We start from the raw sequence: 13,005 nt of genomic DNA, 5'->3' as shown, positions 1-13,005 counted from the left end.
AGGGAGGGGGGACGTTTACCCCGTCACCACCTCTCCTGCTGGCGGCGTTTCAAGCAGTTGCAGCATTGCGCGGGCAATTTCCCGCTCGCCCATCACCACCTGGTTGGCCCCACGTTCAACAATGTACTCCACTTCATCGTCATAATGGGCGCGGGCGATGATCTCGATATGCGGGCACTTATCACGCGCAGAAGCAACGATTTCCCCGGCTTCGTAGCCATTAGGGATGGTTAGCAGCAGCCAGCGGGCGCAGTCCAGATGCGCCAGATTCATAATCTCTTCGTTGGCGGCATTACCCAATACCGCGCGAATTCCCCTGGCGCGAAGCTCATCTACGCGCGTACGCGATGTTTCGATAACCACCAGTGGTATTCCCTGGGACATCAGTTTTTCACCGAGCAGGCTGCCAACGCGACCAAAACCCACCAGCAGCGCGTGATTACAAATATCAACCGGGATCTGCTTCTCTTCTTCCAGCACCTCTTCCAGCGTCTGGTCGTCCAGCGTTTCGGTTTTATCGAGGTATTTTTCCAGCAGAGTGAATAACACCGGGTTGAGCATGATTGAGATAATCGCGCCGGCAAGGACCAGATTCTGCCCGGCCTGCGGCAGCAGATTCAGCATCATCCCCAGCCCTGCGAGGATAAAAGCGAATTCACCGATTTGCGCCAGGCTGGCGGCGATCGTCAGCGCAGTACGCGGTGAGTGGCCAAACATTCGCACCAGAAAGAAAGCGGCGGCTGATTTACCAAAGATAATGATTGCCAGCGTTCCCAGTACCGCCAGCGGTTGTTCCACCAGAATCATCGGGTCAAACAACATGCCCACAGAAACAAAGAACAGCACAGCGAACGCATCGCGCAGAGGCAGAGTATCGTGGGCCGCGCGATGGCTGAGTTCGGATTCATTGAGCACCATGCCGGCGAAGAAGGCGCCCAGGGCGAAGGAGACATCAAACAGCTCAACCGCGCCGAAGGCAATGCCAAGCGCCAGCGCCAGCACCGACAGCGTAAACAGCTCGCGAGAGCCGGTTGCGGCGCTACGTGACATAATCCACGGTACCAGGCGGCGGCCCACCAGCATCATTATCGCGATAAAAGCGACGACTTTACCGATGGTGATACCCATGTCGACGGCCAGCGAAGCCAGACCGACATCGCCTTTCTCCGCCATGCCAGCGACGGCGGGGAGCAGAACCAGCGTCAGCACCATCACCAGATCTTCAACGATCAGCCAGCCGATAGCGATTTGCCCGCGCTGGCTATCAATAAGCTGACGTTCTTCCAGCGCGCGCAGCAGCACCACGGTACTGGCGGTGGAAAGACAGAGGCCAAAAACGATACCGATCATCAACGACCAGCCCAGTATTGTAGAGAGCGCCATGCCTAATAGTGTCGCCACGGCTATCTGGGCGATTGCGCCAGGAATGGCGATGGCTTTTACCGCCATCAAATCTTTTAAGGAGAAATGCAGGCCGACGCCAAACATCAGCAGGATCACGCCAAGCTCGGCCAGTTCCGGCGCAAGTTTGGTATCCGCGACAAAACCGGGGGTGAATGGCCCTGCAAGAACGCCCGCTAACAGATATCCCACCAGAGGAGAAATGCGTAGTTTATTGGCAATCATGCCGAGTATAAAAGCGAGCACAAGGCCGCCAACAATGGTGGTAATAAGCGGGGTGGCGTGATGCATTCCGTCTCCTTGCAGTGGTGAGTTGATCCATTTTCGGTATAGATACCCGTCATACTTCAATTGGCATGGATGTCGGCAATTACTCGCCCGATTCCTGGGGCTCCCCAATGCGATCTGGCCATATCCAGCAAGCTCCTGAGGACCTTTGCGCCACGGTGAGGTGCCAGCCATTCTGAGGTGGCGTTTGCCCGCTTCAAACACGGTTATCCGCGTTAGTTGCCCTGCGACTCGAATGATTCAGGGTATAAAACCAAAAAGCCCGAGTAATAGTTTATGACAATTCCGATTGTTTTGTTTATGAATAATTATTGAATTTTATAGAAAAATGGGATTGACATGAAAAAAAGCACAGAACGTAAAATGGCAGCAGGTTATGCAGGATGACGCCGGTAGAGTAAGAGATTGTGGCAGCCAAAGTTTCACTTTGGCTGCCGGATAATCATGACTTTTGATGGTTATTAGGGAGAAATATCGTCAGGATGCCGAGAAGTGGCAGGAAAGCGCAGATTTTATAGACCAGTTCGATACCCGTATGGTCAGCTAAAAGCCCCAGTACGGCGGCGCCAAGGCCGCCCATGCCAAAAGCGAAACCGAAAAACAGACCAGAAACCATGCCAATCCGGCCCGGCAGCAGCTCCTGAGCATAGACCAGAATAGCGGAAAAGGCCGACGCGAGGATAAAACCAATAATCACCGTTAAAATACCGGTCCATTCCAGACTGGCGTAGGGTAAAACAAGGGTAAATGGCGCTACGCCGAGAATAGAGCCCCAAATAACATATTTACGGCCAATCTTGTCGCCAACAGGCCCGCCAATCACCGTTCCTGCGGCCACCGCAAACAGGAAGGCAAACAGATGAATCTGGGCATTTTGTACGGATAATCCAAATTTTTGCATCAGATAAAAGGTGTAATAGCTGCTGATGCTCGCCAGATAGAAATATTTCGAGAAAATAAGTATTAGCAGGACGCAAACGGCGAGAATTACTTTGTTTCTAGGCAGCGGATTGACAATCACCGCCTTTGGTTTGCCTTTATTCATACGATGCTGCGCGGCATACCAGCGACTGATTTGCGCCAGCACCACGATGGCCAGCAGCGCCGCGAGAACGAACCAGCCAACGTTAGCTTTGCCATATGGCGCGATAATAATCGCGGCGAGCAGCGGGCCTAAAGAACTGCCAAAATTTCCGCCAACCTGGAATATCGACTGCGCGAGGCCATGGCGTCCGCCTGAAGCCATGCGCGCCACGCGCGAGGATTCAGGATGGAAGACCGACGAGCCGGTACCGACCAGTGCAGCGGCCAGCAGAACCATTCCGAAGCTCCCGGACATCGCCAGCAGCACCAGACCGCTCAGCGTAAAACACATCCCTACCGGTAGCGACCACGGCATCGGATGTTTGTCGGTCAGGTAGCCGACGACGGGTTGCAGGAGCGACGAGGCCAACTGAAAGGTGAGTGTGATCATCCCGATCTGCACGAAGGTTAAGGAAAACTCTGCCTGCAGCAGCGGGTAGATCGCCAAAATTAACGACTGGATCATATCGTTTAGCAAATGAGAGAGGCTGATTGCGCTGAGAATGCCAAACGAAGTACGTGCTTTTTGCGGCGCAGTGGCAGGGCCGGGTAAGGGTTGTGCGGTCTGATTCATGGCCATAGGTTCACTTAACGGTTTTTTATAGAGGATGCAGGTGGAATTATTATCTGCCTAACATACCTGCCTCTGAGGTTTGAAGGAAGTCGCAATTCTGAAAACATATTTGTCTAATCGGCTAACTCGCTATACTTTCGGCATTTGTTACTAAGTCAGGGAGAGAAATATGCACTTTATGAAGCAGGGCGTCGCGCTGGCGCTAGTTACTGCATTATCGCTGGGGAGCCTGTCAGCGCAGGCCTATGAGCAGGATAAAACCTACAAAATTACCATCCTGCATACTAACGATCATCATGGCCACTTCTGGCGCAGCGATTACGGCGAATATGGCCTGTCGGCGCAAAAAACGCTGGTGGACAGTATCCGTAAAGAGGTCGCCGCAGAGGGCGGCAGCGTGCTGCTGTTATCCGGCGGCGATATTAATACCGGGGTGCCGGAGTCCGATTTACAGGATGCTGAGCCTGATTTTCGCGGGATGAACCTGATTGGCTACGATGCGATGGCGGTAGGCAATCACGAGTTTGACAATCCGCTTAGCGTACTGCGTCAGCAGGAGAAATGGGCGAAGTTTCCGTTTATCTCCGCCAATATTTACCAGAAAAGCACCGGCGAACGCTTGTTTAAGCCGTGGGTGCTGTTTAAACGCGGCGGGCTGAATATTGCGGTCATCGGCCTGACCACTGACGATACGGCTAAAATTGGTAATCCTGAGTATTTTACGGATATCGAATTTCGTAAACCAGCGGAAGAAGCCAGATTAGTCATTCAGGAGCTGCAGCAGAACGAAAAACCGGATGTCATTCTGGCGGCGACGCATATGGGCCATTATGACAACGGCGAGCACGGTTCAAATGCGCCCGGTGACGTTGAGATGGCGCGTAGTCTGCCGACAGGTTCGCTGGCGATGATTGTTGGCGGTCATTCTCAGGATCCGGTATGTATGGCGTCTGAGAATAAGAAGCAGGTGGACTATGTGCCGGGTAGCCCGTGCGCGCCAGACAAGCAAAATGGTATCTGGATCGTGCAGGCCCATGAGTGGGGGAAATATGTTGGCCGCGCTGATTTTGAATTCCGCAATGGCGAAATGAAGCTGGTGCACTATCAACTGATCCCGGTCAACCTGAAGAAAAAGATCACCTACGACAACGGCGAGAGCGAGCGCGTCCTCTATACTCCGCAAATCGCTGAAAACCCACAGATGCTTTCCCTGCTGACGCCCTTCCAGAACAAAGGCAAAGCGCAGCTACAGGTGAAAATCGGTAGTGTGAACGGGCATCTGGAAGGCGATCGGAGTAAAGTGCGCTTTGTGCAAACCAATATGGGGCGCCTGCTGCTGGCGGCGCAAATGGCGCGTAGTAACGCCGATTTCGCGGTCATGAGCGGCGGCGGGGTGCGGGATTCGATTGACGCGGGTGATATTACCTATAAAGACGTGCTGAAGGTGCAACCTTTCGGTAACGTGCTGGTGTATGTCGATATGAGCGGCAAGGAAGTGACGGAGTATCTGACCGCAGTGGCGCAGATGAAGCCGGATTCCGGCGCCTATCCGCAGTTTTCCAACGTTAGTTTTGTTGCCAAAAACGGCAAACTTAACGATCTGAAAATTAAAGGTGAACCGGTGGATCCGGAAAAAACTTATCGTATGGCGACGCTGAGTTTTAACGCCACTGGCGGCGATGGTTATCCGCATATCGATAGCAAACCCGGCTATGTGAATACCGGCTTCATTGATGCTGAGGTGTTAAAAGAGTATATCCAGAAAAACTCGCCGCTGGATGCGGCGGCCTATGAGCCGAAAGGCGAGGTTAGCTGGCAGTAATGTTTGCGGAATTCCCCGGCGGCGCAGCGCTGACCGGGGAAACTGGATGTCCGGGAACGATATCCGGGAACGATGTCTCACCCCAGCCCCCTTCCAGAAAGGGGGAACAGGGGCCCATACTCTATTTCCGGGGATTTTCTGCCGATAGTGAGCCGGATAAACAGTGACTAATCGCGCCGTGCGATATCGGCGAATTTTGCCTCAAGGATCTTCGCCAGATCGCTGGCTGCCAGTTCAATATCCAGCCCGCGTTTGCCGCCGGAAATATAAATGGTGGCAAACTCCTGAGCAGGCGCGTCAATGACCGTCGGCAGGCGCTTTTTCTGCCCGAGGGGGCTGATACCGCCCACCAGATAGCCGGTGACGCGCTGCGCCACCATCGGGTCTGCCATATCCACTTTCTTGGCGCCCAGGGCTTTTGCCACCTTTTTCAAATCTAACTGGCCAGCCACCGGGGTGACCGCGACGGCCAGATGTTTCATATCCCCGTTGACGGCTACCAGCAAGGTCTTATAGACCTGATCGGCGTTCAGTCCCAGCTTACGTACCACCTCATCGCCAAAATTGGTTTCGTTTGGATCGTGATCGTAACTGTGGATGTTAAAAGCGATTTTGTTTTTTTCGAGTAATTTTACGGCGGGAGTCATCGTTATCCTTCTTACCAACCGATTTAACGTGGCATAAGCATACGCCCGACGGCGGTCGAAAAAATAGTATCATCTTGCGCAATAGTGTTGGCAGTGATGGTCACTTTGAGCGACAATCGGACGATCCGGGGTGAGAACCCCGGGATAATAATAATGATGAAATTCCTCTTTGACGGGCCAATAGAAATATTGGCCATTTTTTTACGTCAACATATCCGGCAGATTCCCTTCACCGTACAAATGCAGCGCGCCGACGGCAACCACGTAGCGTCCCGGCGGCAGCGCCAGCAACGTTTCTCGCCAGGCCAGATTACGCTGGTGCATCAGGACGTCATACAGCGATTGGCTAAACGTTGTTGGTAGCGCGGTTGCATTGTTTGACGGCGGTTGTTCCAGCCACCAGCCGATCATCACCTGCAGCAGCCGGGCATTGGTACGCCAGTGGGTCAGGGTATCCTCCAGCAGCGCCAGCCCGCCATCGGGCAGATCCCGCAGCAGGGCAATCTGGTTATCGGCACCTTCCAGCTCCATCACTCTGATATTGTTTTCACGCGCCGCCATCAGCAGCTGATAATCAATACCGTAATGCGCTCTCAGCCCCAGTTTTTGCGCCTGAGTGGCCTGTAATACCATCGCCACCTGCCACAACGGTTGGCTGTCGAGCAGTGTAATGGCCAGGCCCATTTCCTCAGCGCGTGTTTTCAGTTCGGCAAACTGAGCCTCGCTCAGGCGTTCGGCGAGCGGTGGATAAGCGGGAAGGTTGCTGAACGGCGTCTCATTGCCGGTAATATCGGCCTCGACAATCAGCGCATCGGCCTGGCGGATCTTTTTCAACAGCCGGACGGGGGGCGACATATCGCGGGTGCCCATATGAATGCTGCCGACCAGGTGCAGATAGCGCTTGCCGGGAAGGGTGATATCCAGCGCGGGCCAGGAATAAGACGAACCGGCGACGGCTCGCCACAGCATTTTTATTCGATTTAACAGGCCCATACGTGCTCCGTAATGTAAGGGAACCATGCTAGCGCGCAGGGAACGGAGGCGCAAGAGAACTTATTGACCGCGGCTGAAGAACGGGATGCCCCGGCAGCGCAGTCGCTGACCGGGGAAGCTGGGTTATCGCTGTCTGCTGAGCGCTATGATTTTGGCTTAAAGCGCAGCAGTCGGTTGGCGTTGCTTACCACGGTAATTGAGGAGAGCGCCATGGCCGCGCCAGCCACCACCGGATTAAGTAGCGTTCCGGTCAGCGGCCAGAGGATCCCGGCGGCAATCGGAATACCCAAAGAGTTGTAAACAAACGCCCCCATCAGATTCTGCTTCATGTTACGCAGCGTCGCTTTTGATATTTCCAGCGCATCGGCGACCCCGTTCAGACTGTGGCGCATCAGCGTGATAGCCGCGGTTTCAATGGCGACATCGCTCCCGCCGCCCATGGCGATACCCACATCGGCCTGAGCCAGCGCGGGTGCATCGTTGATACCGTCGCCGACCATCGCTACCTGATGCCCCTGGCTTTGCAGGCGCTTAATGGCATCGGCTTTACCGTCGGGCAGAACCCCGGCAATCACTTCATCGATGCCTGCTTCTTTGGCGATGGCGTTGGCGGTGGTTGGGTTATCCCCGGTCAACATAACCAGGCGGTAGCCCTGACGATGCAGTCTGGCTAACGCCGCCACGCTATCTTCCCGTAGCGGATCGCGAATGGCGAACAGCGCCGCCGCCTGACCATCTATCGCCAGCAGTACCGGCGTCGCGCCCTGTGAAGCCTGGGCGGTCATTTCGCTTTCTAGTTCCGCGCTCGCCACGTTGTACTCATTAAGCAGTGCCTGGTTGCCGAGCAGCAGGTTGTGACCTTCGGTTTCGCCGCTGACGCCCAGCCCGCGCAGCGTGCGGAAGTTATTCACCGTCGGCAGTCGATCGTCCGCGGCTTTATCGAGGATTGCCCGCGCCAGCGGGTGGCTGGAGCCTTGTTCCAGAGACGCGGCCAGACGCAGCGCGGTGGTTTCATCGATAGCGGTGAACGTTTTTATCGCCACCACCTGGGGTTTACCTTCGGTCAGCGTACCGGTTTTATCAAAAACTAACGTATCCAGGGTACTGGCACGTTGCAGCGCATCGGCATCGCGAACCAGTACGCCATATTCCGCCGCGCGACCGACGCCGGAGATAATTGACATTGGCGTCGCCAGCCCCAGCGCACAAGGGCAGGCGATAATCAGTACCGTGGTGGCGATTACCAGGGTATAAACGATTTGCGGTGCCGGGCCGAAAAAGTACCAGATAGCGGCGCTGAACAGGGCAATCGCCACCACCGCCGGGACGAACACGGCGGAGATTCTGTCTGCCAGTTGGCCAATTTCCGGCTTACTGCTTTGCGCCTGGCGCACCATGCGGATAATCCGCGCCAGGGTGGTCTGGCTGCCGACGGCGCCGGCGGTAAACAGCACGCTGCCGTCCTGCACCACGGTCCCGGCATGAATGGTGTCGCCATCGCCTTTTTGCTGTGGCACCGGTTCGCCGGTGAGCATCGCTTCATCAAACCAGGCTTCGCCCTGGCTTATCACGCCGTCAACCGGGACACGATCGCCGGTGGTCAGGCGTAGCGTCATCCCTGACTGCACTTCCGCCAATGGCAGATCTTTTTCACCGTTGTCAGTGACGACCCGTGCTGACGGCGGCGTTAAATCGAGGAGTTTTTCCAGCGCTTTGGAAGAACGCTGACGCGCGCGAGCTTCCAGCATATGGCCGAGGTTGATCAGGCCGATAATCATCGCGCTGGCTTCATAATAGAGGTGGCGGGCTTCCATCGGGAACCACTGTGGCCACAGGTTGACGCTTATTGAGTAGAGCCAGGCGACTCCGGTGCCCAGCGCCACGAGGGTATCCATCGTCGCGGCGCCGTTTTTCAGGCTTTTCCAGGCGCTGCGGTAGAAATGGCCGCCAGCAAACACCATTACCGCCAGCGTGATAAGGCCGATAACCAGCCATAGTGAACGGTTGGCGTCGCTGACCATCATATTGTCGCCGATCATCCCCCAGCCCATCACCGGGATACCGACCAGCAGAGCGACGATGGCCTGCCAGCGGAAGCGTTTCATGGTGGCGACGGCGGTTTCCTGCTGACGTTCCCGGCGCTTGAGATCATCTTCGATGGCCTCGGCGCCATAGCCCGCTTTTTCCACCGCCTGGACTAATTCTGCGGCGGACGCGCTGCCCATCACCAGCGCAGTGCGTTCCGCCAGGTTGACCCGCGCCTGCGAGACGCCCGGAACCGCGGCAAGCGCGTTTTGTACCCGGGAGACACAGCTGGCGCAACTCATGCCGTTGATTAACAATTGTTGACTGTCATCCTCGGCATGGGCTGCCGGAAGCTCAGGGGCGGCCGCTGTCAGCGCTTCCGGCGGGGTTGATGATTCTGCCAGCGGTTTAGCCTTTGGGTGGCTGAGTGCCGCGCCGTATCCAGCCTGTTTAATGGTATCAATCAGCGCTTCCGCGCTGGCGCTGCCCGTGACATGGGCTTCGGTAATGGTTACCTCTGCCTGCTCAACGTCAGGGCGTTGCTCCAGGCTTTCTTTTACGCGTTTGACGCAGTGGCCGCAGGAGAGGCCATCAAGCGCCAGGTCGATAGTGTTAGACATAAATAACTCCTGAATAATTTTCCGGTTAATGATTGACCAGATCCACTCTTTCATCGAGTATTATCAAGGTTAAACCTTCCAGCAAGGGGAAGGTCAAGGAGGAAAAATGAATATTAGCGATGTAGCCAAAAAAACCGGCCTGACCAGTAAAGCGATCCGTTTTTACGAAGAGAAAGGGCTGGTGACGCCGCCACGACGGAGTGAAAATGGTTACCGTAGCTACAGCCAGCGGCATCTGGATGAACTGACTTTGTTACGGCAGGCGCGTCAGGTGGGGTTTACCCTGGAAGAGTGTCGCGAGCTGATATTTCTGTTTAACGATCCCTCGCGGCACAGCGCCGACGTTAAGCGGCGGACGCTGGAGAAAGTGGCGGAAATTGAACGTCATATCAGCGAGTTGCAAGGTATGCGCGCTCAGCTACTGGCGCTGGCGGATGCCTGTCCCGGCGATGACGGCGCGGATTGCCCGATAATCGATAATCTCTCCGGCTGCTGTCATCGCAAGGTAAAAGTTTAGCGTTTGACGGGAATTTCTCTGACCCGCAACGTAATTCCTTCGACGGCGACAACTTCGACTTTACTGCCGACCATGAGATCGTCATCGGCAATGACTGGCCATGAGCTGTCGCCGACGCGCACATGCCCACGACCATTGACCAGCGCGCTTTCCAGCGTAAAGCGACGCCCCAGCATCTGTTGGCCACGCTGATTGAGCTGCGCATCTGCCGGTTTCTGGCGTTTTACACGGTTACGCAGCCAGCGTGACCACAGCCAGGCCGCCAGGAGTGTCAGCACGGCGAACAGCGTGCCCTGCCACTCCCAGCTAAACGGCAGCATCCAGGTCAACACGCCGGTAATCACCCCGGCGATACCGCTCCATAGCAAATAGCCGTTGCCGCCGAGCATTTCCGCCGCCAGCAGCAGCCCGCCGAGGCTGAGCCAGAAAATATGCGGATGGGCGATTATCATCTCAATCATGATTTTTTCCGCTCACTGGCGCTGTCCTTAATCAGTTCGGTAATCCCGGCGATTGAGCCCATCAGACTGCTGGCGTCAAGCGGCATCATGACCACTTTGCTGTTATTCGCGGAACCAATCTGCTGCAACGCTTCAGTGTATTTCTGGGCGACGAAGTAGTTCACCGCCTGGATATCTCCGGAGGCTATCGCATCGGAAACCATCTGGGTGGCGCGGGCCTCCGCTTCGGCGGAACGTTCACGCGCTTCCGCCTGCAGGAATGCGGACTGGCGTTCACCTTCCGCTTTCAGGATTTTTGACTGTTTTTCCCCCTCAGCTTTGACAATCTCCGCTTGGCGGATCCCTTCAGCTTCCAGAATATAGGCGCGTTTGGTTCGTTCCGCTTTCATCTGGGCGTTCATCGCGTCAATGAGTTCTGCCGGTGGACGAACATCGCGAATCTCGATGCGGGTGATTTTAATGCCCCACGGATTGGTGGCTTCATCGACGATATGTAGCAGGCGGGTATTGATACTGTCGCGCTGAGAGAGCATTTCGTCGAGCTCCATTGACCCGAGAACCGTACGGATGTTGGTCATCGTCAGATTGATGATCGCCAGCTCAAGGTTACTGACTTCATACGCCGCTTTCGGCGCGTCAATGACCTGAATAAAACAAACGGCATCAATAGCCACGTTGGCGTTATCTTTTGAGATCACTTCCTGGGAAGGAATGTCGAGCACCTGCTCCATCATATTAATTTTGCGTCCGACGCGGTCCATAAACGGCACCACCAGGCTCATGCCGGGCTGGAGGGTTTGCGTATAGCGACCGAAGCGTTCAACCGTCCACTGGTAGCCCTGAGGGACGATTTTCACCGCCGCGCCAACGATAACTAACGCAACAAAAATAAGAATAGGGATAACAATCAGCATCAAAAACCTCCTGTCTTGTTGCCTGTAAGTGCGCCGAAAGAATGACATGTGTCTCATCAGAGTATATCTTTCTGCGCATCCCGGTGAAAGGAAACTGGAGTAAACTGGCACCGTTGTGGAAAAAAACAGGAACAATAATGACGGAAAGTGACGCTATTTTGCGGCTGGAGGATGTGGGGTTTCAGGCTGACGATGCCGTTATCTTCACGGGGATCAATTTTCAGCTCAGGGCAGGGGAATTTAAATTGATTACCGGGCCATCGGGTTGTGGGAAAAGCACCTTATTAAAAGTTATCGCTTCACTGCTTAGTCCCACCTCCGGGAAGATTTTTTTCGCCGGTAAAGACATTACCACGCTATCGCCGGAAGCCTATCGCCAGCAGGTTTCCTACTGTGCGCAAACGCCGGCGCTGTTCGGCGATTCGGTGTATGACAATCTGATCTTTCCGTGGCAAATCCGTCATAAACAGCCGGACCCGAAAGCGCTGGTGGCCGATCTACAGCGCTTTGGTCTGGCGGAAAATCTGCTGGAAAAACCGATCGCTGAACTTTCGGGCGGGGAAAAGCAGCGCGTGTCGTTGATTCGCAATCTGCAATTTTTACCGCAGGTGCTGCTGCTTGATGAAATAACCAGCGCACTGGATGAAAATAACAAAAACAATGTGAATGAGATTATTCATCGCTACGCGAGCGAGAAAAATATTGCCGTACTGTGGGTGACCCACGATCAAAATGAGATAGCTCATGCGGATGATGTGATGACGCTACAGCCTGCTGGCGGGAACGCGCGCGAGGTTAAAAATGAACGGGCATAATATTACCAACGGATCGCTGGCGTTATCCATGGTACTGGTGCTGGTGGCGATTGTGGTGAGCTACCGGGAAAAACTGGCGCTGGAAAAAGATATTATCTGGAGTATTTGCCGGGCGATTTTGCAGTTGCTTATTGTCGGCTACGTTTTGAAATATATCTTTAATGTAAATCACGCGGTGCTGACGTTGTTGATGGTGCTGTTTATCTGTTTTAACGCCGCGTGGAATGCGAAAAAGCGTAGTAAATATATCGATAAAGCGTTTATCTCGTCGTTTATCGCAATAACCACTGGCGCTGGGCTAACGCTGGCGGTGCTGGTTATTTCCGGGTCGATTGCTTTTGTGCCCATGCAGGTGATCCCGATTGCCGGGATGGTGGCCGGAAACGCGATGGTGGCGGTGGGGTTGTGCTACAACAATATGGGGCAGCGTTTCAGCAGTGAGCAGCAGCAGATTCAGGAGAAGTTAAGTCTGGGCGCGACGCCGAAAATAGCCTCCGCAAGGCTGATTCGGGATAGCATTCGGGCAGCGTTGATTCCGACGGTTGATTCCGCGAAAACGGTTGGTCTGGTGAGCTTACCGGGGATGATGTCGGGGCTGATTTTTGCCGGAATTGACCCGGTGAAGGCGATAAAATATCAGATTATGGTGACGTTTATGCTTTTATCCACCGCCAGCCTGTCGACGATTATCGCCGGGTATCTGACCTACAGGAAGTTCTTTAATGCGCGTCATCAACTGATTGTGACGTCATTGAAAAAACGAGAGTAAGCGTTACCCTGGCTATAAGTTCTTCCTCTCCCTTCAGGGGAGAGGCCTGGGGTGATGGCGCGCAACCGACGTTTTT

Annotated in this window: 11 protein-coding genes; 4 read left to right on the top strand and 7 right to left on the bottom strand. The window is 54.7% G+C overall.

Features of this window, described 5'->3' with window-relative positions:
- Window positions 1-15 precede the first annotated feature (15 nt).
- Window positions 16-1,692 carry a YbaL family putative K(+) efflux transporter gene (ybaL, locus tag FE839_RS00305; protein ID WP_138357985.1) on the bottom strand — a complete coding sequence of 559 codons (1,677 nt, stop codon included), beginning with the start codon at window positions 1,690-1,692 and terminating at the stop codon, window positions 16-18.
- A 439-nt stretch (window positions 1,693-2,131) separates the two neighbouring features.
- Entirely contained in the window at window positions 2,132-3,352 is a 1,221-nt protein-coding gene (locus FE839_RS00300) for an MFS transporter (RefSeq protein ID WP_138357983.1), read from the bottom strand.
- A 163-nt stretch (window positions 3,353-3,515) separates the two neighbouring features.
- Here FE839_RS00300 and ushA point away from each other — a divergent pair, with 163 nt between their 5' ends.
- Window positions 3,516-5,168: a bifunctional UDP-sugar hydrolase/5'-nucleotidase UshA gene (gene ushA, locus FE839_RS00295; RefSeq protein WP_138357981.1), complete on the top strand. Its 1,653-nt coding sequence runs from the start codon at window positions 3,516-3,518 to the stop codon at window positions 5,166-5,168.
- Window positions 5,169-5,335: 167 nt separating this feature from the next.
- Here the strand turns inward: ushA and ybaK are convergent, their stop codons facing one another.
- The 3 genes from ybaK to copA all read right to left on the bottom strand — a co-directional run bounded on the left by ybaK (window position 5,336) and on the right by copA (window position 9,453).
- Complete coding sequence (gene ybaK / locus FE839_RS00290) at window positions 5,336-5,815, bottom strand: Cys-tRNA(Pro)/Cys-tRNA(Cys) deacylase YbaK (protein ID WP_138357979.1); 480 nt, start codon at window positions 5,813-5,815, stop codon at window positions 5,336-5,338.
- Window positions 5,816-6,016: 201 nt separating this feature from the next.
- A complete protein-coding gene (locus FE839_RS00285) occupies window positions 6,017-6,808 on the bottom strand; it encodes a TraB/GumN family protein (protein WP_138357977.1) in 792 nt (263 codons plus the stop codon).
- Between the two features lie 143 nt (window positions 6,809-6,951).
- Complete coding sequence (copA, locus tag FE839_RS00280; RefSeq protein ID WP_138357975.1) at window positions 6,952-9,453, bottom strand: copper-exporting P-type ATPase CopA; 2,502 nt, start codon at window positions 9,451-9,453, stop codon at window positions 6,952-6,954.
- Between the two features lie 106 nt (window positions 9,454-9,559).
- Here copA and cueR point away from each other — a divergent pair, with 106 nt between their 5' ends.
- On the top strand, window positions 9,560-9,970 hold the full coding sequence (gene cueR / locus FE839_RS00275; RefSeq protein ID WP_138357973.1) for a Cu(I)-responsive transcriptional regulator: 411 nt from the start codon (window positions 9,560-9,562) through the stop codon (window positions 9,968-9,970).
- On the opposite strand, the gene FE839_RS00270 is transcribed toward cueR, so the two are convergent.
- Both FE839_RS00270 and FE839_RS00265 read right to left on the bottom strand, forming a co-directional pair.
- Window positions 9,967-10,431, bottom strand: a complete 465-nt coding sequence (locus FE839_RS00270) for an NfeD family protein (RefSeq protein WP_138357971.1) — start codon at window positions 10,429-10,431, stop codon at window positions 9,967-9,969. The two genes, cueR and FE839_RS00270, sit on opposite strands and share 4 nt — an antisense overlap.
- Window positions 10,428-11,345 carry an SPFH domain-containing protein gene (locus FE839_RS00265; protein WP_138357969.1) on the bottom strand — a complete coding sequence of 306 codons (918 nt, stop codon included), beginning with the start codon at window positions 11,343-11,345 and terminating at the stop codon, window positions 10,428-10,430. The genes FE839_RS00270 and FE839_RS00265 overlap by 4 nt, the downstream gene beginning before the upstream one ends.
- Window positions 11,346-11,482: 137 nt before the next feature.
- Here FE839_RS00265 and fetA point away from each other — a divergent pair, with 137 nt between their 5' ends.
- On the top strand, window positions 11,483-12,160 hold the full coding sequence (gene fetA / locus FE839_RS00260) for an iron efflux ABC transporter ATP-binding subunit FetA (protein ID WP_138357967.1): 678 nt from the start codon (window positions 11,483-11,485) through the stop codon (window positions 12,158-12,160).
- Window positions 12,147-12,929 (top strand): iron efflux ABC transporter permease subunit FetB, encoded by a 783-nt coding sequence (gene fetB, locus FE839_RS00255; RefSeq protein ID WP_138357965.1) that lies wholly within the window; start codon window positions 12,147-12,149, stop codon window positions 12,927-12,929. The genes fetA and fetB overlap by 14 nt, the downstream gene beginning before the upstream one ends.
- Window positions 12,930-13,005: the final 76 nt, after the last annotated feature.

Source organism: Klebsiella indica (genome assembly GCF_005860775.1).
In the GTDB taxonomy this organism is placed as follows: domain Bacteria; phylum Pseudomonadota; class Gammaproteobacteria; order Enterobacterales; family Enterobacteriaceae; genus Klebsiella; species Klebsiella indica.
Note: the sequence above shows the minus strand (reverse complement) of the source record. Positions and strands in the feature narration are given on the sequence as shown.

Bases quoted from the DNA above. Each gene is read 5' to 3' on its own strand.
- ybaL (WP_138357985.1), bottom strand. From the start codon at position 1,692: ATGCATCACGCCACCCCGCTTATTACCACCATTGTTGGCGGCCTTGTG.
- FE839_RS00300 (WP_138357983.1), bottom strand. From the start codon at position 3,352: ATGGCCATGAATCAGACCGCACAACCCTTACCCGGCCCTGCCACTGCG.
- ushA (WP_138357981.1), top strand. From the start codon at position 3,516: ATGCACTTTATGAAGCAGGGCGTCGCGCTGGCGCTAGTTACTGCATTA.
- ybaK (WP_138357979.1), bottom strand. From the start codon at position 5,815: ATGACTCCCGCCGTAAAATTACTCGAAAAAAACAAAATCGCTTTTAAC.
- FE839_RS00285 (WP_138357977.1), bottom strand. From the start codon at position 6,808: ATGGGCCTGTTAAATCGAATAAAAATGCTGTGGCGAGCCGTCGCCGGT.
- copA (WP_138357975.1), bottom strand. From the start codon at position 9,453: ATGTCTAACACTATCGACCTGGCGCTTGATGGCCTCTCCTGCGGCCAC.
- cueR (WP_138357973.1), top strand. From the start codon at position 9,560: ATGAATATTAGCGATGTAGCCAAAAAAACCGGCCTGACCAGTAAAGCG.
- FE839_RS00270 (WP_138357971.1), bottom strand. From the start codon at position 10,431: ATGATTGAGATGATAATCGCCCATCCGCATATTTTCTGGCTCAGCCTC.
- FE839_RS00265 (WP_138357969.1), bottom strand. From the start codon at position 11,345: ATGCTGATTGTTATCCCTATTCTTATTTTTGTTGCGTTAGTTATCGTT.
- fetA (WP_138357967.1), top strand. From the start codon at position 11,483: ATGACGGAAAGTGACGCTATTTTGCGGCTGGAGGATGTGGGGTTTCAG.
- fetB (WP_138357965.1), top strand. From the start codon at position 12,147: ATGAACGGGCATAATATTACCAACGGATCGCTGGCGTTATCCATGGTA.